Origin of the sequence: Bacillus sp. BB51/4 (assembly GCF_008368845.1) — a bacterium.
GTDB lineage: Bacteria > Bacillota > Bacilli > Bacillales > Bacillaceae_G > Bacillus_A > Bacillus_A wiedmannii.
Genome location: NZ_QOSC01000008.1, coordinates 43542 through 62529, shown reverse-complemented (window position 1 = coordinate 62529; position 18988 = coordinate 43542). Strand labels below are relative to the sequence as shown.

Genomic DNA, 18988 nt, shown 5'->3' with positions numbered 1-18988 from the left:
CTCATAGATTAGAAGAATAACTCCTTAATCAATGCCGTTAAGAAAATATTCGCAAGTGCAATTGGCAATAATACTTTCCAGCCAAACTCCATTAACTGGTCACCTCTTATACGCGGAAACGTAACGCGGAACCAAATTAATAGAAAGACTACACTGCTAAATTTCAAAGCAAACCATACCGATCCCGGGATAAATCCAAGGAACATAACTGGATTCCATCCGCCTAAAAAGAGCACTGTAATTAAAGATGACATTCCGAAGAAATATACGTACTCTGAAAGCATGAAAAACGCCCATCGAAACCCTGAGTATTCCGTATGATATCCAGAAACAAGTTCCGATTCTGCTTCTGGTAAATCAAACGGCGTCCTATTTAACTCTGCTACCGCCGCGATTAAGAAAACGACGAAACCGATTGGCTGCACGAAAATGTACCAAACATTCTCCTGTGCCGCTACAATTTCATTTAAATTCAGGCTACCAGCTAACAAAACGACGCCAATTACACTCATTACGAGCGGAATTTCATAAGAAATCATTTGCGCCGCCGCACGCATCCCTCCTAAAAGGGAATATTTATTATTGGATGCCCATCCTCCGGTTACGACACCAATCGTCGTAATGCCAGAAACAGCAATGTAATACAGTAAGCCTACGCCAATATCCGCGAACTGAAATTTATCAGTAAATGGGATGACTGCAAGCACCATAAATGCCGGTGCGAATGCAATGACAGGCGCTAATATAAACAACGGTTTATCTGCCGCTTTCGGAATACTATCTTCTTTCAATAATAGTTTTAAAACATCAGCTACCGTTTGCAGTAAACCGAACCGGCCCCCAACTTGGTTTGGTCCAATCCGCCCTTGCATAAAACCCATTACTTTCCGTTCTGCCAAAATACCATATGTAACGAAGCCAAGGACTGCAAATAATAGAAGCACCGCTAATCCGAAAAAAATGAAGAAATTCGTCCAGCTTGAAGGTGATTGTAAGAGCGTTTCAATCATTAGCCATCAACCTCCCCAAGTACAATATCAACTCCACCTAAAATCGTAATTAAATTGGCGATGTTTTCACCTTTCAATAACTTCGGTAAAATTTGCAAATTGTAAAAAGACGGCCTGCGAAACTTCAAGCGGTACGGCTCTTTCTTTCCATCACTAGCAATATAGCAACCAATCTCTCCTCGCGGCGATTCTATACGGACGAACGCTTCCCCTTTAGGCGCCTTAATGATTTTCGGCACTTTCGCTAGCACAGCTCCGTCTTTCGGGAACTGCTGGACAGCTTGCTCAACAATTTTTAATGACTCCTCAATCTCTTGCATGCGGCAAACGTAACGATCCCAAGCATCTCCCACACTCCCAACAGGAATATCGAAATCAAAACGATCATAAATGGAGTACGGTTCATCCTTGCGAAGATCCCAGTTTACTCCGGTACACCGCAAATTCGCTCCGCTTAAAGAATACGAAATCGCTTCTTCCGCGCTATATATACCAACGCCTTTTACGCGATTTAAGAAAATCTCATTACCGCTAACGAGATCATGATAACCTGCCAATTGTTCTCGCATATACGGAACAAACTCTTCCACTTTTTCAATCCAACCGTCCGGCGCATCCCACTTTACACCCCCGACTCTCATATAGTTAAAAGTAAGACGGGCACCGCATAATTCGTTTAATAAATTTATAATCATCTCTCGTTCACGAAAAGCGTATAAAAACGGGCTGACCGCTCCTATATCAAGAAGATTTGTCCCCCACCAAACGAGGTGGCTCGCAATCCTTCCAAGCTCCATTGCAAGTACTCGTAAGTATTCGGCCCGCTCCGGGATTTCAAGCCCCATCATCGTCTCTACAGCATGGCAAATGACGTAATTATTCGTCATGGCCGATAAATAGTCCATTCGATCTGTATAAGGGATAATTTGCGTATACTGTAAGCTCTCGGCAATCTTTTCGGTCCCGCGATGCAAATATCCAATAACTGGTGTAGCTTCTTTAATAATTTCCCCGTCAATCTTAATAACAAGCCTGAACACACCATGCGTACTCGGATGCTGAGGCCCTACATTCAAAAGCATTTCTTCCGTACGGATCATAAGCTACACCTCCACATCATACGGTTCATAATCTTTCCGAAGCGGATACCCTATCCAATCATCAGGCATTAAAATACGTGATAAATTCGGATGTCCCTTAAATACAATGCCGAGCAAATCATACGCTTCTCGCTCTGGCCAGTCCGCTCCTTTCCAAAGCGCTGCAACCGACTCTACTTCTGGTGCTTCCCTATCCAACTTCACCTTCACCGCTACTGACTGTTTCTTTCCATATGAAAATAAATGAACATACACTTCCATATGTGTCACAAAATCCGTCGCATGTAGCTCTGACATATAATCAAAAGCAAGTCCCTCATGGAATCGCAGTAACTCCATTACTTCATAATATTTTGAGGGCTCCACCACAAGAGTTGGCACGTCTTTTGAAAGTTTATTAATGTAGGAATCTACTAACGTATCCTCTCCAATTTTCCCCTTAATAACTTCAACATACTGATTTAAATACGGCTGATTCACGGATGGCTCTTCCTGCTTCGGCTCCTCTTCCGCTTTACCTTCAGCGCCCTTTGTTTTCGCCCTTGCTGCCACTTTTGCCTTCGCTGCTGCAATTGCCTTCGCCTTTTCATCTCCCGATTTCCCATCACCTAGCGAGGCCTTCTGCTTCGCTAAAGCCGCTGCCTTTGCCTTTGCTACCGCCACGGCCTTCGCCTTCGCTTTGGCCCTTTCTTCTTCCGTTACTTCTTCGGTTCCTTCTCTTTTTTGCTTTGCTAACGCTGCCGCTTTTGCTTTTGCGGCTGCTGCTGCCTTCGCTTTCGCTTTTGCCTTTTCTTCTTCCGTTACCTCTTCGGTTCCTTCTCTTTTTTGCTTTGCTAATGCTGCCGCTTTTGCTTTTGCGGCTGCTGCTGCACGTCGTTTTACTTCTTCCACAGTCATACCATCACTTTTTGGTAGCGCTTTCTCTTTTTCTCGATTTTCTTCCTCAAGTTTACTTATTTCCGCATCATGTTTCGCAACGAGACGCTTTCTCGCCTCTTCTTTCGCATGCCTAGCCGCTTCTCTTTTTAAATCCTCTAGGTCTTTATTTGGATCACTCATTTATTCGTCACCTGCTTTCCCGTCTTTGCCTCGTAACGAATTTTTTCTTTCAATTTATTAATTCCATAAATTAAAGCAGCAGGATTGGGTGGGCAACCAGGAATATACACATCAACTGGTACAATTTGATCCACACCTTTCACAACAGCGTATGAATTTACATATGGGCCACCTGCTGTCGCACAAGATCCCATTGCAATCACCCATTTTGGTTCAGGCATTTGATCGTATAAACGCCGAACAATAGGAGCCATCTTCTTCGTTACTGTTCCCGACACAATCATAACGTCCGATTGCCTTGGCGATGTCCGAAAAAATGACCCAAATCGATCTAAATCGTAATGTGATGAACCTACTCCCATCATTTCAATTGCACAGCATGCCAGTCCGAATGTCATCGGCCATAAAGAATTGCTTCGTGCCCATCCTTTTAACTGCTCCAATGTAGAAAAAAAGATATTTCGTTCTAATTCCGCCCGCTCATTTGGATGTAATTCCTCAAAATTTATAACCATTGTAACACCTTCTTTTTCCAAGCATACGCTAATCCAACTAGCAACATTACAACAAAGATGAGCATTTCAATTAGTGCAAATAAACCGAGCTTGTCATATGCAACAGCCCATGGATATAAAAATAAAGTTTCTACATCAAAGATGACAAACAATAAAGCAAAAATATAATAACGAGCATGAAACCGAATATTTGCATCATGAAAAGGCTCAATCCCACTCTCATACGTCGTCGCTTTCGCTGCACTTGGTTTGTTTGGACGCAGCATCTTTCCTAATGTAAGAGCCACTACCGGCAGCAATATACCTAATAGCAAGAAAATCAAAACGATCATATAACTATTTTCATATACACTTGCCATTGTGAAACCCTCCCCCCTGAATTAAGAACAAGTTCACTTAGTAAACAATATGTCCTAGTTGCAGTAATTATTATTTTTAAATTTTTCTAAATAATGCAACTATTTTAATCATTATAGCAAACTTCAAATTCCTATGTCGATATATTGGGGACCGAAACGAGAATTATTGAAATCTATTTTTACAACTCGCTAAACCTGTGTAAAATAAGTATAGAAATTATATATATGTTTCAAGAAACAATAAAAAATAAAAAGAGGAATTTATATGTATATACCGTGGGTGAGATAAATGAAAAAACAAACACATGTAAGTATTCTTATAAGCATTATATTGTTATCTATAGCGATTCATTACGTGGCAATGCCTTTTCTATATGAATACTCATTTCCTTTTCAAATATTAATTGGAATGAGTACCTTATTCATTGATATTATCGCTTGTAGTTATATACTTTATTTTTCAAATAGGAAAGAAGGGTTACCTCGTTTATTTTGGACCATTTTATCTGTTGGAACCCTCTCTTATTTCATTGGTGATATGGTCGTTGCCTATCAACGTTTAATTTTAAAGGACTACTATACATTCGTTGATCCGTCCGATTTTTTTTACTTACTTTTTTTAATTAGCTTTGCATTTGCCTTTCTATATGAAATCATCTATAACCGCGATTTATTAGAAAAGCTTTTTATGATATGTGATATTTGTATTATTGTTACAGCACAATTCACTTTAAGTTACTACTTACTTATTGAACGCACCATTCACGTTTCTTCAACATCCTATATCGACATATTTGTTCAACTTACCTATCCAATGGCCGATTTGCTCTTTCTTCTCATAGGAATCAATCTGTTATTCAAGCCATTATCCTTATTATCCAAAAAAGTTGGTGCGCTTCTTGGCAGTGCTTTAATTTTATATGCTACTACAGATGCGATTTATGCTTATATCAAATACTTCACACCCGAGTATTCTATGTTTACAGTTACTCCTCTCTATCAAGTAACTTTAGTACTAGTGGCAATCGCCTGTATTCTGCATACAAAAGAACCTGAAAGACAAGAGCAAGTACTATTAACACCTAAACTTGGGGAATCGATCAGATTGTCATTACCTTATATTTCTGTAGTAATGCTTATTGTTTTTATACTAGTTGAATATGTTTTTGCACCTATTGTAGTAATCGGGCTTATAATAACTTTCTCCTTCGTTCTCATACGCCATAGTTTAGTTCGAAAACAAAATAAAATATTATTACTAGCCCAAATGCAATTCAACTCGGAACTCGAAAAACAAATTGAACTGCGTACAGAAGATTTAGTAGAACAAAAAAATGAACTATATCATAACCAACAGATGTTTAAATCTTTATATGAGCATCATCCAGATCCAATCTTCACCTTAGATTTGTACGGTAATTTTCTCAAAGTGAATAACGCTGGTACTACTTTGCTCGGTTATCAAACGAATGAATTATTAAATCAACCTTACTATTCACTTATGTATGAAGAAGATTTGGAAGAAATCATTAGTGCCTTTCATCGGGTAAAAAAGGGGAAATCTATTTCTTTAGAAGTACGGGCATATCATAAAAATAGGGATATTTACTACTTGCATGTTACAGCAGTTCCTATCTTTTTAAAGGATCATATTTCTGGTGTTTATTTAATGATTAAAGATATTACGGAAAGCAAACAACAACAAGAACAAATTAATTTTCTAGCATATCATGATACTTTAACAGAGCTTGCAAATCGCCGTGCATTTCATCAATATGTAGAACAAGCAATTGCTCGATCCGAAATATCAAAAAGGCCTTTTGCTGTTATGTTTCTCGACCTAGACCGCTTTAAGGTTATTAATGATACCCTCGGTCATAGGGTAGGAGACCTTCTATTAATTGCCGTAGCAAAAAGACTAGAAAGACTATCGACACCAAATATGAAGCTCGCCCGGCTAGCTGGGGATGAGTTCACAATCCTTATCGAAAATTATAAAAAAAGACCCGATGTAAAAAAAATGGCTGATACGATTGTAGCAGCCATGAACGAACCATTCGAAATTGAAAGTCAACATTTACAAATCTCACCGAGCATCGGGATTGCAATATATCCTGAAGCAGGTGAAGATCCATTGTCCATTTTACAGCATGCTGATATGGCCATGTACGAAGCAAAAAATAAAGGGAAAAATGGTAGCTCTCTGTACACGAAAGAATTGTATAAAAAAATGGAACGAAAAGCTCGAATTGAAAAAGATTTACCACTCGCTTTAGTAAACGAAGAGTTTTATCTCGTCTATCAACCACAAATTGATATTACGACGAAAAAGATTATTGGTGCTGAATCATTAATACGCTGGAAACACCCACTCCTAGGTGACATTCCGCCATGTGAGTTCATTCCAATTGTAGAAGAGACGCCTCAAGTCATTCCACTCGGTCATTGGGTATTAAAAGAATCTTGTCGCCAGTTAAAAATATGGCATACTTTCGGCTACACAGATTTAAAAATAAGTGTGAACTTATCTGCAAAAGAGTTCCAGCAAGATCATTTAATCGAGAACATTTCACAAATACTAACAGACATTAAAGTCGATCCAAAGCATGTAACACTTGAGCTAACAGAACGAATTGCAATGATCAACGAAAAAGAAACATTATCAAGACTAAAACAATTAAAGGAATATGGTATTCAAACGTCCATTGATGACTTCGGTACCGGCTATTCTTCTCTCGCTTATTTATCAATTTTCCCTATAGATACATTAAAAGTACCGAGAGAATTTACACAACTAGCCGATCATCGGCCTGAGGAACGAGCTATTGTTTCCACTATCCTTTCCCTTGCAAATACTTTAAACCTTTCTGTCGTTGCTGAAGGAATTGAAACAGAAAAACAACTTAAGTTTCTACAAAAGAACAACTGTAAATATATGCAAGGCTACTATTTCAGTAAACCACTTACTAGTCATCAATTTATAAAATTTCTACAAAAAACACCCAGTATGAACCAATAGCTCATACTGGGTGTTTTTATAGTGTCGGAATTGTTTTCTCGTAATACTCCTCTGCAATTTCTTCATAAAAAGCTGCTGACGTCGTATAAAAATATGGAATTAGCCATAGGAATCCAATCCCGAGCGTAATACAACTTAATATAAACCAACCAATAAAGCTTAAACATAAAATGAAATACTCCATCTTATGTCCATCCATCATACGACGGCTTTCTGTAATAGCTTGATTTATGGAATACTCAGGATGATCATTTATTATAAAGTACGTCATCGCATAAGAAAATGATTTAATAATGCCTGGAATAATAAATAGTAAAAACCATAAGAAAATATAAATGTTCACTACTATATATAATAAAAATGACTTTATAAACTTACTTACTTCTGTAAACCATCTGAATATATGCCCAATACGTGCTTCCTTTTCACGAATGATATGTAGCGCTAAATGATAACCACCTAGCGTTAATGGACCTACCATCAATATTGTAATAACGTCTACTGAAAGTGAGTTATTTACTTCTTTCCAATCCCAAAATTGAGAGAAAATGAAATCAATACTAAAGCTAAAAGCTAAAATAAGAATCGAAATCAGTAATGTTGCCCCGACAGCTAATCCCCATTTCCCTTCTAATGAATCTAACGCTTCTCCTTTTAAATCACTAATCATATTGTTCCTCCTATACGTAATAACTCTATTAGTATAGCATGTTCCTACTACAATTCGTCTTTTGAAAGATAACGATAAAAATGCGCTGTCGTTGTACTCATATACGGGCTAAGCCAAAGAAAACCAATTCCAAGTGTAAGAATTGCTAAAATACCCCATCCTATAAAACTAAGCCATAAAAGAAACAAATCTAACTTATGTCCCTTCATAAGATGCTTACTTTCTTTCATTGCTCGTGACACACTATACTCTGGATTTTCAATCATTACATAGTACGTCATCGCATAAGAAAAATACATCACAATCATAACAACGATTGAAATAGCTAATAGTACAAAGAAAGCGATAGTAAACGACGTATTTCCTTCTTCACCGAAAAATGCGAATAAGGCTACTAGCAACATTGGAATCCATGTACCTGTATATAATAAAATCGCAAGCATTGCCCACATCGTTTTCATCATTCTTTTAAAGCCACGAAATCCTTCGAATAAGTGATCTACTTTAGCACCTTCTCGTTTACTAATCTGTAAAAATACATTTGTATAACCGTATGATGTAATTCCATACGATGCGTTACTCAAAATTATTATGATGCAATAAAAAATACCAAATGTAATACCTGCTCCGATTGACATCGTTTCCTCTTCAACTGATCCAGTTAAGCTAACAACTAAGAAAAATATAATAATTCCTGGAATTAACATTATAAGCATTGCAGCCATTGAAACAACATAACTTAAAATAAAATATAAAATCGTTGATCCAACACCTAGCCCCCATTTTCCCTTTAAAGAGTGCAACGCTTCTCGTTTCATTTCACCGATCATTTATTCATCCCCTTTATAAATTGTTGTACATTCTCTACTTATACAAGCATCAATATAAGTATACCATTTTTGTAAAATTATCCATGAACTACACAAAAAAATCCGTAAAGGCAAAGCCTTTACGGATTTTTTATTTCATATCGGAAACGTTTAAACGGTTCACAGCACGTTGTAATGCCATTTCTGCACGTCTAAAGTCAACATGTGCTTGTTTATCTTGCATACGTTGTTCAGCGCGACGCTTCGCTTCATTTGCACGATGGATATCGATATGGTTTGCTTCTTCAGCAGATGATGATAATACAGTTACTTTATCTGGACGAACTTCGATAAAGCCACCGCTTACTGCTACATAATCAGTGTGTCCACCATGTTTCAGACGAACTGCACTAATTTTTAATGGTGCAACAGTTGGAATGTGACCCGGTAAGATCCCCATTTCCCCACTCTCTGCTTTTACGCTTACCATTTCTACTTCTTTTTCGTAAACCGGTCCATCAGGAGTTACAATACTGACTGGAAATGTCTTCATAATTCGTCCCTCCTAAGGCCTTACGCCATCATTTTCTTCGCGTTTTCAATAACTTCTTCAATACCACCTACAAGACGGAATGCATCTTCTGGAAGGTCATCATATTTTCCTTCTAGAATTTCTTTAAATCCGCTAACTGTATTTTTTACAGGTACGTAAGAACCTTTTTGACCTGTAAACTGCTCAGCTACGTGGAAGTTTTGAGATAAGAAGAATTGAATACGACGAGCACGATGTACAACTAACTTATCTTCTTCAGATAACTCATCCATACCTAAGATAGCGATGATATCTTGAAGCTCTTTATAACGCTGTAAAGTTTGCTGTACTTGACGAGCTACTTCATAATGCTCTTCTCCTACGATTTCTGGAGAAAGTGCACGAGATGTAGATGCTAATGGATCTACGGCTGGGTAAATACCCATTTGTGTTAAACGACGCTCTAAGTTTGTTGTTGCATCTAAGTGAGCGAACGTTGTAGCTGGTGCTGGATCCGTATAGTCATCGGCTGGTACATATACCGCTTGGATAGACGTGATAGACCCTTTATTTGTAGATGTAATACGCTCTTGTAATTGACCCATTTCTGTTGCAAGTGTCGGTTGGTAACCTACCGCAGATGGCATACGACCAAGAAGGGCAGATACTTCAGAACCTGCTTGCGTGAAACGGAAGATATTATCGATGAACAATAGTACGTCTTGTCCTTGCTCATCACGGAAATGTTCAGCCATTGTTAAACCTGTTAATGCAACACGTTGACGTGCTCCAGGTGGCTCATTCATTTGTCCGAATACCATCGCAGTTTTCTTAATTACGCCAGAATCGCTCATTTCGTGGTATAAATCGTTACCCTCACGAGTACGCTCACCTACACCAGCGAATACAGAGATACCACCGTGTTCTTGTGCGATGTTGTTAATTAATTCCTGAATTAATACAGTTTTACCTACACCGGCACCACCGAATAGACCGATCTTACCACCCTTAATATAAGGAGCAAGTAAGTCTACTACTTTAATACCAGTTTCAAGAATTTCTACTTTAGTAGATAATTCTTCGAATGCAGGTGCTTGACGGTGAATTGGATCACGACGTACATCCGCAGGAACTTCACCATCTAAGTCAATTGCATCACCTAATACGTTAAATACGCGACCAAGTGTTACATCACCAACTGGTACAGAGATTGCTTTACCAGTATCTTCTACTTCTGTGCCACGAACAAGTCCATCTGTGGAAGACATTGCAACTGTACGAACTGTATCATCACCTAAATGAAGTGCAACTTCAAATGTTAAGTTAATGCTTGTTCCGTTTTCGTTGCTTTGTTTTACCGTAAGGGCGTTGTAGATTTCTGGTAGCTTTCCGCCATCAAACTTAACGTCTACAACCGGACCCATGATTTGCGTAACGCGCCCTTTATTCATCGGGTTCCCTCCTAGCTTTCTTTTAATTAGCCAGCTTTCTAAGAGAAGTCGGCTTTTAATTTTTTATTAGTGTAGCTTTCGCAGTTCTCCTGAAAGAACCGCTTCCGCTTTTTAATACTATTCTAACGCTGCTGCTCCACCAACGATTTCCGTAATCTCTTGCGTAATCGCTGCTTGACGCGCACGGTTGAATGAAAGTGTAAGTGAATCGATAACTTCCATTGCGTTGTCTGTAGCACTCTTCATTGCTGTCATACGCGCTGCGTGTTCACTTGCTTTACCGTCTAGTAATGCACCGTACACTAAGCTTTCTGCGTATTGTGGCAATAATACTTTTAAAATTTCTTCTTCAGAAGGTTCGAATTCATAAGCTGTCGTCGGTTTGTCAGACGCCACATCAGTAAGCGGTAAAATTTTATTTTCCGTTACTTCTTGTGAAATTTTACTTACGTAATGGTTGTAGTAAATATACAGCTCATCATAAGCACCATCTGCGAACATCGCAATTGCTCGAGAAGCAAGGTCTTTAATATCAGTAAATGATGGGTGGTCAGATAATCCAACTACTTCATCAATGATGTTAAAGCCGCGACGTTTTAAATAATCACGTCCTAGTCGGCCAAGCACAATAATTGAATATTGGTTTGAATCCATATTATGACGTTCACGAATTACGTTACTTACTGTACGTAATACGTTACTGTTATAACCACCTGCTAGTCCGCGATCAGATGTAATAACGATGTACCCTGTACGCTTTACAGGGCGCGAATTTAGCATTGGGTGATTAATCCCTTTACTTCCTTGCGCAATGCTCGCTACTACTTCTTGAATCTTTTCCATATACGGAACGAAAGATTTAGCATTTTGCTCTGCACGGTTTAACTTAGATGCAGATACCATCTCCATCGCTTTCGTAATTTGGCTCGTTTTCTTTGTCGAGGTAATCTTCGCTTTTATATCGCGTAAAGATGCCACAGGTTTTCACCACCTTTTTTCCAGAAGTTGGCACGATTAGTAAGAATCCTCTTCCTAATCTACGTTGCAAGATATTCTTGCTCATGATTGAAGGAAAAGAATAGGTGCACCTACTCTTTTCCTTTACATAACCGTCAGCAATCTCAAATCTTGAGATGCCTTTTATATATTATCTAGCTCCAGCGGCTTGAATGTTCGGTGGCTTCACTTCTTCCTACGAGACAAAGACCGCCTCTTCGTCAGAAGCTCCACCCCCCTCACATTCAGGACGAGCCGCTTCCGCTTTTATTATTCAGAAGCTACGAATACTTTTTTAAATCCGTTAATTGCCGCTGCAAATTTATCGTCATCCGCAAGTTTCTTAGTTGTGCGGATTTCTTCTAATAAGTCAGTCGCATTAGAATCTAACCAAGCATGGAATTCTTCTTCGAAACGAGTGATATCTACTACCGGGATATCATCTAGGAATCCACGTGTTAAAGCGTAAAGAATGATAACTTGTTTCTCTACACGTAATGGTTTGTGTAACCCTTGTTTTAATACCTCAACAGTACGAGCACCACGGTTTAGTTTCGCTTGAGTTGCTTTATCAAGGTCAGAACCGAACTGAGCGAACGCTTCTAACTCACGGTAAGATGCAAGGTCAAGACGAAGTGTACCTGATACTTTACTCATTGCTTTAATCTGAGCAGATCCACCTACACGAGATACAGAAGTACCCGCATCGATCGCTGGACGTACGCCAGAGAAGAATAGGTCAGATTGTAAGAAGATTTGTCCATCCGTAATAGAAATTACGTTTGTTGGGATGTAAGCTGATACGTCCCCTGCTTGTGTTTCGATGAAAGGTAGTGCAGTTAAAGAACCGCCGCCTTTTGCATCACTTAATTTTGCTGCACGCTCTAATAAGCGAGAATGTAAGTAGAACACATCCCCTGGATATGCTTCACGACCTGGAGGACGACGTAATAGTAATGAAAGCTCACGGTAAGCCGCTGCTTGTTTTGATAAGTCATCATATACTACTAATACGTGTTTACCATTGTACATGAACTCTTCACCCATTGTTACACCAGCATAAGCAGCTAAGTATAATAATGGAGCTGGTTGAGAAGCTGATGCAGTTACAACGATTGTGTAATCTAATGCACCGTGCTTACGTAGTGTTTCTACTACGTTACGTACAGTTGATTCTTTTTGTCCGATAGCTACATAGATACAAATCATATCTTCATCTTTTTGGTTAATGATTGTATCAAGTGCAACTGCTGTTTTACCTGTTTGACGGTCACCAATGATTAACTCACGTTGACCACGGCCAATTGGTACAAGAGCATCGATCGCTTTAATACCTGTTTGAAGTGGCTCATGAACAGATTTACGATCCATTACACCTGGTGCTGGACTTTCGATTGGACGAGTGTTTGTTGTATTGATTGGGCCTAAACCATCAACTGGTTGACCTAATGGGTTTACAACACGACCGATTAGTTCTTTTCCTACTGGTACTTGCATGATGCGACCAGTACGACGAACTTCGTCACCTTCACGAATTTCTGTGTAAGGTCCTAAAATAATGATACCTACGTTGTTTTCCTCTAAGTTTTGTGCTAGCCCCATAACGCCGTTAGAGAACTCTACAAGTTCACCAGCCATAACGTTATCAAGACCATGAGCACGCGCAATACCGTCACCAACTTGGATAACTGTACCAACATCACTAACTTCGATTTCAGACTGATAGTTCTCGATTTGTTGCTTTATCAGTGCGCTAATTTCTTCAGCTCTGATGCTCATGTGCTTCACCCCTATCTATTCTTCATTAATTCACGCTGAATACGTGCTAATTTTCCTTGTAAGCTTCCATCGTAAATGCGATTTCCAATACGTACTTTAATGCCGCCTAGTAAATCTTCATCTACAACATTTTTTACGCGAATTGCATCTTTTCCCGTTCTCTTTGCAAATGCTTCTGCAATGTTAAGCTTCTCTTCTTCTGATAGAAGACGAGTAGAATATACAGTTGCGTCGGCTACGTTACGTTCTTTATTAGCAAGAACAACATATTCATCTGCAATTTCAGGTAAAATATCAATGCGTTTGTTATCAATTAAAATATATAACGTATTTAAAATAGATTCAGAAACAGATCCGAATACGTTTGCAAGAAACGTTTTCTTTTGTTCCTTTGAAATGTTCGGTTGCGTTAAAAAGCTATGTAGGTCTTCGTTCTTTACATAAACGTTTTGTACAAGGCGTAATTCCTCTTCAAACATTTCTAATACGTGTTTTTCTTTTGCAATTTTAAAAAGAGCGACAGCATAACGTTTTGCTACAATCCCATTGCTCATCGCGCTTCTCCTACTTCTTTAATATAATCGCGAATTAACTTAACTTGATCTTCTTCTTTTAACTCTTTTTCAATTACTTTAGAAGCAATTTGAACAGATAAAGAAGCGACTTGTTCTTGTAAAGCAGCAATCGCTTGCTCTTTTTCGCGTTGAATTTCTTGTACAGCAGATGCTTTAATTGATTCTGCTTCTTCTTTCGCAGCAGCAACAATAACATCCTTTTGATCTACAGCTTGTTTTTTCGCTCTTTCGATTAACTCTTGTGCTTCAACACGCGATTGTTTTAACATTTCACGTTGTTCTTCTACTAATTTCTTCGCTTCAGCATTACTTCTTTCTGCAGCGTCGATTTCATTAGTAACATGCTCTTCACGTTCTTTCATAATTCCCATTAAAGGACCCCACGCGAATTTGCGTAGCATTACTAATAGAAGTAAGAAAATGAACAATGTATAAGCAATCGTTCCAAATGGAATGGAAGCCCCTAATAATAAAGTTGGCACAAGGATTCACTCCCTTCAAAATATCTAAATTGATCATATGAAAAAAAAAGACATACGTTTCGTTCATAAAGCAATGGCGAAGAAAGTTCGGAAAAACACTCTTCGCCATCTATGTAAGGGGAGTCTCCCTTATTTGTTCATTACGATGAATGCAATAACTACACCGATGATTGGAAGTGCCTCAACTAAAGCAACCCCGATGAACATAATTGTTTGAAGTGCGCCTTTTAATTCTGGTTGACGAGCAACACCTTCGATTGTACGTGATACGATAAGACCGTTACCAATACCTGCACCTAATGCTGATAAACCAATTGCAATTGCAGCTGCGATTACACCTAAACTCATTTAATTTGTCCTCCTTTGTATTATAAAAAAATAAATTTTTTCTTACTTAAATTATATTAATGGTCATGGCTTACTTTATGAGCCATATAAACCATCGTTAACATAACGAAAATAAATGACTGGATTGATCCAACGAATACACTGAATCCCATCCATGCTAACATTGGTACAAGCGCACCTAATGCTCCAAGGAATGATGCTCCGCCTAACTTAGCAAGTAATCCTAATAAGATCTCACCTGCATAAATGTTACCGAATAAACGAAGACCTAACGTTAATGTGTTAGCAAACTCCTCAATAACCTTTAATGGGAATAAGAATTTCATAGGTTGGAAATAACCTTTTACGTATTCTTTCGTACCCTTCATCTTAATTCCATAATAATGGGTGAGGGTAACTACCATCACGGCTAATGTTAATGCAACTGCTGGATCAGACGTTGGTGATCTCCACCATGCAATATGTTCGCCAGCCTCAACTGTTGAATACATGAATGGTAAACCAAGGAAGTTCGATACGATGATAAACATGATAAGCGTAACGCCAAGCGTTAAGAAACGTCCACCTGTTTTCCAATCCATCGTACTATTGATAATCCCTTTCACGAAGTCAAACACCCATTCCATGAAGTTTTGCATCCCGGTTGGGCGAAGGGCTAAACTGCGAGTTCCGATAACAGCGATTAAGAAAACAATAACTGCTGCTACAGTAACCATCATAACTGATGACAAATCGAACGTTAAACCTAGAAATTCAACTAATTTACCGTGTTCCACTAGTAATTCACCTCTCTTCCCTGCTCTTATACTCTAAATAAAGAAAATCTATGATCATGACAAGATATCCTGTCAGCAATCCTACACCTAGGCCCCACATCGCAATTAACTCTTGATATTTGGCTGCAAATAAAATTAATAACCCAATCGTGGCGAATCTCGAATATGTACTTACCGCTGTCGCCTTAAACTTCACGTTTTCTCCATTTGTTACGCGATCCAACAGCTTGTCTGTTCTACGTGCAATGATGCGCAAACTAAGAAAACTGAAAATCGTTCCGATAATCAGTCCAAGAAATACATCCTTGTAAGAGGTGAATCCCCATCCTAGCACTAGAAGCGCAAGCAAGTAGTACATATATTTCTTTTGTCTTTGGACAAGTCCATGTACGTCTATCATCATTGCTCTCCCGAATAGTAATGTCGAATGAGTCGAATCATTGCGTATATCCCTGTTCCTAATCCGAGTAATAACCCTATAATAAGAAACAATGGAAACGTTCCAACCTTACTATCAATCCACTGCCCACCAAAGATTCCAATAAGAATAGAACCGACTAACTGAGCAAGAATACCTGACATTAAAGCATAAGCTTTTATATGGCTGCGATCGTTTTTTTGCAAGGATTCATCCCTCCAATATGTAACCCTCATTCACGATGTGTTAATAATAACTCATTTTTTTGCATAAATCCTATACAAAATAAAAAGTTTACATTTTCGTCACGGAATAGATGTATTTTTGTCACTGAAAGCCCTACCATCTATCCCCGTTGTTAGCATACAATAGGGTATTAACAGTGTCAACGAGAAATCGTAAAAAATCAAAAAATTTGAGTATCAGGTATTTCCTCCCAAAAATGAAAACGTTACCCTTCTAAATACTGGTTATAGATATGCAATTTCTAACAGTTTTCTATTTATAATAGAAGATAATGTTCACAAGTTTGTCACTATTATATTTTTAAAATATAACGCTCCCCTTCCATATATAGTGTTTGCTAGACGTAAGACTTCTATATTATATGTGGTGTGTATACAACTTATGTTGTATATAGCCTGTATATTTATCTCCCTCCCCTACTTACTCGGAACAAAAAAAACGAGAGGGGAATCCCCTCTCGTCAGTTGTCTTACTTCGTTCCGAATAAACGGTCACCAGCATCACCAAGACCTGGTACTACATATCCGTGGTCATTTAATTTCTCATCTAATGCTGCTACATAAATATCAACATCAGGATGTTCTTCTTGTACTACTTTTACTCCTTCTGGAGCTGCAACGATACACATTAATTTAATTTGTTTTGCACCGCGCTTTTTCAGAGAGTTAATTGCTTCAGCTGCAGAACCACCTGTTGCTAGCATCGGATCTAGTACGATAAAGTCACGTTCTTCTACATCCGTTGGAAGTTTCACATAGTATTCTACCGGTTGCAACGTTTTAGGGTCACGGTATAAACCAACGTGTCCTACTTTTGCTGCTGGAATTAATTTCAGAATTCCATCAACCATTCCTAAACCTGCACGTAAAATCGGAATTAAACCAAGCTTTTTACCAGCGATCACTTTTGTTGTCGCTTTGCTTACAGGTGTTTCAATTTCAATGTCTTTAAGTGGAAGATCGCGAGTAATTTCGAAAGCCATTAAACTTGCTACTTCGTCCACTAATTCACGAAAATCTTTCGTACCTGTATTCTTATCGCGAATATATGTAATCTTATGTTGAATTAACGGGTGATCAAATACATACAGTTTTCCCATGTGAATCTCTCCTTTAGATGATATTCATGCGTTTGCACGCTTTTTTACACTATTTACGATTGTAAAGAAAACGCTACTAATATTCAAGGGCAAATTTGGCAAAATCATGATTTTACGATGAATCTATCTAGTATCTTTACCAATTATGGGAGCTGTATCCTTCATTATATCGCCAAAATTTATTCATCATTTGTATACATACTTAAAGAACAATATATGTCCAAAAAAAAACTGCCAAAACAATTACGTCTCAGCAGTCTTCTTTAATCTATTATAGGTCTGTGTACATTGGAAATTTGCTCGTTAACGCTTCTACACGCTTACTTGCTTCTTCTAATGCAGCTTCATTTTCATGATTTTTTAATGTGTAAGCAATAAGTGACGCAATTTCATCCATTTCTTCTAAACCGAAACCACGAGATGTTACAGCTGCCGTACCGATACGTACACCGCTTGTTACAAATGGGCTTGCTGTTTCAAATGGAATTGTATTTTTGTTCACTGTAATACCAACTTCATCTAATACGTGCTCTGCTACTTTACCTGTGATTTCTAAGTTACGAACATCAATCAGGATTAAATGATTGTCTGTTCCACCAGAAACAAGTGTAAGTCCTTCTTTTTGAAGACCTTCAGCTAAGCGGTTCGCATTATTAATGATATTTTGTGCATATGTTTTAAAATCATCTTGTAGCGTCTCACCAAATGCAACAGCTTTTGCGGCAATTACGTGCATAAGTGGACCACCTTGAATACCAGGGAAGATTGATTTATCAATTTGTTTTGCAAATTGCTCTTCACATAAAATCATACCACCACGTGGACCACGTAATGTTTTATGTGTTGTCGTTGTAACGAAATGTGCGTGTGGTACTGGGTTTGGATGTAAACCAGCAGCTACTAAACCAGCGATATGTGCCATATCAACCATAAAGTATGCACCCACTTCATCTGCAATCTCACGGAATCGTTTGAAATCGATAACACGAGGATATGCACTTGCACCTGCAACGATTAATTTTGGTTTATGTTCTTTCGCTTTTGCTAATACATCATCGTAATTAATACGGTGAGATTCAGCATCCACGCCATATTCTACGAAATTATATTGTACTCCACTGAAGTTAACAGGGCTTCCGTGTGTTAAGTGACCACCATGAGATAAATTCATACCAAGTACTGTATCGCCTTGCTCTAAAATCGTAAAGTATACTGCCATGTTCGCTTGTGCACCAGAATGTGGTTGAACATTTACATGCTCTGCACCAAAAATTTCTTTCGCGCGATCACGTGCGATATCTTCCACTACGTCTACGTGCTCACAGCCACCATAGTAGCGTTTTCCAGGATATCCTTCAGCATACTTATTCGTTAAAACAGAACCTTGCGCCTCCATTACTGCTTCACTTACGAAGTTTTCCGAAGCAATTAACTCAATCTTTGAACGCTGTCTTCCTAGTTCTGCCTCAATTGCAGCAAATACCTTTTCATCTTGACGTTTTAAATGATCCACCAAAATCCCCCTTTTCTGAACGAATTACATCGATTCCCAATAGTTTTTTCTCATTTATTCAGAAAAAACGAAAATTCAGGTTGTAATTCTTTCGAACCTTCATGTTTTCAACTACATTCTAACATGACTTTCTATATCATAAAAGAAAAAAAAGACCGAAAATCGGTCTTTTCTTTCTTCTATTATAAAGTCAGACTACATACCTTTTATCTCTCGATATAAAGCTATTATG

21 protein-coding genes are annotated in these 18988 nt (G+C 38.4%); 1 reads left to right on the top strand and 20 read right to left on the bottom strand.

The window, feature by feature from the left end; translation table 11 throughout:
- Window positions 1-8: 8 nt before the first annotated feature.
- From nuoH to nuoA, 5 genes are read right to left on the bottom strand one after another with little or no spacing between them, the layout of a single operon-like run.
- Window positions 9-1010, bottom strand: coding sequence for an NADH-quinone oxidoreductase subunit NuoH (nuoH, locus tag DN392_RS08975; protein WP_048566712.1), 1002 nt, complete (start codon window positions 1008-1010; stop codon window positions 9-11).
- Window positions 1010-2110 carry an NADH-quinone oxidoreductase subunit NuoD gene (nuoD, locus tag DN392_RS08970; RefSeq protein ID WP_000621434.1) on the bottom strand — a complete coding sequence of 367 codons (1101 nt, stop codon included), beginning with the start codon at window positions 2108-2110 and terminating at the stop codon, window positions 1010-1012. The genes nuoH and nuoD overlap by 1 nt, the downstream gene beginning before the upstream one ends.
- Window positions 2111-2113: 3 nt before the next feature.
- Window positions 2114-3169, bottom strand: a complete 1056-nt coding sequence (locus tag DN392_RS08965; RefSeq protein ID WP_088321277.1) for an NADH-quinone oxidoreductase subunit C — start codon at window positions 3167-3169, stop codon at window positions 2114-2116.
- Window positions 3166-3684: an NADH-quinone oxidoreductase subunit NuoB gene (gene nuoB / locus DN392_RS08960; RefSeq protein ID WP_000236331.1), complete on the bottom strand. Its 519-nt coding sequence runs from the start codon at window positions 3682-3684 to the stop codon at window positions 3166-3168. The genes DN392_RS08965 and nuoB overlap by 4 nt, the downstream gene beginning before the upstream one ends.
- Window positions 3675-4043: an NADH-quinone oxidoreductase subunit NuoA gene (gene nuoA / locus DN392_RS08955; protein WP_000179270.1), complete on the bottom strand. Its 369-nt coding sequence runs from the start codon at window positions 4041-4043 to the stop codon at window positions 3675-3677. The genes nuoB and nuoA overlap by 10 nt, the downstream gene beginning before the upstream one ends.
- Window positions 4044-4332: 289 nt before the next feature.
- On the opposite strand from nuoA, the gene DN392_RS08950 reads away from it, so the two are divergent.
- Complete coding sequence (locus tag DN392_RS08950) at window positions 4333-7062, top strand: putative bifunctional diguanylate cyclase/phosphodiesterase (protein ID WP_061673583.1); 2730 nt, start codon at window positions 4333-4335, stop codon at window positions 7060-7062.
- 16 nt (window positions 7063-7078) lie between these two features.
- Here DN392_RS08950 and DN392_RS08945 read toward each other — a convergent pair whose 3' ends face one another.
- The 15 genes from DN392_RS08945 to glyA form a co-directional block, all read right to left on the bottom strand.
- Window positions 7079-7732 carry a DUF975 family protein gene (locus DN392_RS08945; protein ID WP_048566715.1) on the bottom strand — a complete coding sequence of 218 codons (654 nt, stop codon included), beginning with the start codon at window positions 7730-7732 and terminating at the stop codon, window positions 7079-7081.
- A 47-nt stretch (window positions 7733-7779) separates the two neighbouring features.
- Window positions 7780-8562, bottom strand: coding sequence for a DUF975 family protein (locus DN392_RS08940; RefSeq protein WP_000578786.1), 783 nt, complete (start codon window positions 8560-8562; stop codon window positions 7780-7782).
- Window positions 8563-8692: 130 nt separating this feature from the next.
- Window positions 8693-9094, bottom strand: coding sequence for a F0F1 ATP synthase subunit epsilon (atpC, locus tag DN392_RS08935; protein WP_000847206.1), 402 nt, complete (start codon window positions 9092-9094; stop codon window positions 8693-8695).
- A gap of 20 nt (window positions 9095-9114) precedes the next feature.
- Window positions 9115-10524 carry a F0F1 ATP synthase subunit beta gene (atpD, locus tag DN392_RS08930; protein ID WP_046960137.1) on the bottom strand — a complete coding sequence of 470 codons (1410 nt, stop codon included), beginning with the start codon at window positions 10522-10524 and terminating at the stop codon, window positions 9115-9117.
- 117 nt (window positions 10525-10641) lie between these two features.
- The gene (atpG, locus tag DN392_RS08925; protein WP_000157704.1) at window positions 10642-11502 is read right to left on the bottom strand and encodes a F0F1 ATP synthase subunit gamma; all 861 of its coding nucleotides are present in this window, start codon (window positions 11500-11502) and stop codon (window positions 10642-10644) included.
- A gap of 288 nt (window positions 11503-11790) precedes the next feature.
- Window positions 11791-13299, bottom strand: a complete 1509-nt coding sequence (gene atpA / locus DN392_RS08920) for a F0F1 ATP synthase subunit alpha (protein ID WP_000027510.1) — start codon at window positions 13297-13299, stop codon at window positions 11791-11793.
- Between the two features lie 11 nt (window positions 13300-13310).
- A complete protein-coding gene (atpH, locus tag DN392_RS08915) occupies window positions 13311-13853 on the bottom strand; it encodes a F0F1 ATP synthase subunit delta (RefSeq protein WP_088321276.1) in 543 nt (180 codons plus the stop codon).
- On the bottom strand, window positions 13850-14356 hold the full coding sequence (gene atpF / locus DN392_RS08910; RefSeq protein WP_001142625.1) for a F0F1 ATP synthase subunit B: 507 nt from the start codon (window positions 14354-14356) through the stop codon (window positions 13850-13852). Before atpF ends, atpH begins: the two co-directional genes overlap by 4 nt.
- A 129-nt stretch (window positions 14357-14485) precedes the next feature.
- On the bottom strand, window positions 14486-14704 hold the full coding sequence (gene atpE / locus DN392_RS08905) for a F0F1 ATP synthase subunit C (RefSeq protein WP_000052064.1): 219 nt from the start codon (window positions 14702-14704) through the stop codon (window positions 14486-14488).
- Window positions 14705-14760: 56 nt separating this feature from the next.
- Window positions 14761-15480 carry a F0F1 ATP synthase subunit A gene (gene atpB, locus DN392_RS08900; protein WP_000399874.1) on the bottom strand — a complete coding sequence of 240 codons (720 nt, stop codon included), beginning with the start codon at window positions 15478-15480 and terminating at the stop codon, window positions 14761-14763.
- A gap of 7 nt (window positions 15481-15487) precedes the next feature.
- The gene (locus DN392_RS08895) at window positions 15488-15880 is read right to left on the bottom strand and encodes an ATP synthase subunit I (protein WP_000567600.1); all 393 of its coding nucleotides are present in this window, start codon (window positions 15878-15880) and stop codon (window positions 15488-15490) included.
- Window positions 15880-16104, bottom strand: a complete 225-nt coding sequence (locus DN392_RS08890) for an AtpZ/AtpI family protein (RefSeq protein WP_001171220.1) — start codon at window positions 16102-16104, stop codon at window positions 15880-15882. The genes DN392_RS08895 and DN392_RS08890 overlap by 1 nt, the downstream gene beginning before the upstream one ends.
- 26 nt (window positions 16105-16130) lie before the next feature.
- Window positions 16131-16244, bottom strand: a complete 114-nt coding sequence (locus DN392_RS08885; protein WP_000232961.1) for a DUF4024 domain-containing protein — start codon at window positions 16242-16244, stop codon at window positions 16131-16133.
- Window positions 16245-16613: 369 nt separating this feature from the next.
- Window positions 16614-17243 carry a uracil phosphoribosyltransferase gene (gene upp / locus DN392_RS08880; protein WP_000517539.1) on the bottom strand — a complete coding sequence of 210 codons (630 nt, stop codon included), beginning with the start codon at window positions 17241-17243 and terminating at the stop codon, window positions 16614-16616.
- Between the two features lie 271 nt (window positions 17244-17514).
- Entirely contained in the window at window positions 17515-18756 is a 1242-nt protein-coding gene (gene glyA / locus DN392_RS08875; protein ID WP_000349796.1) for a serine hydroxymethyltransferase, read from the bottom strand.
- Window positions 18757-18988: the final 232 nt, after the last annotated feature.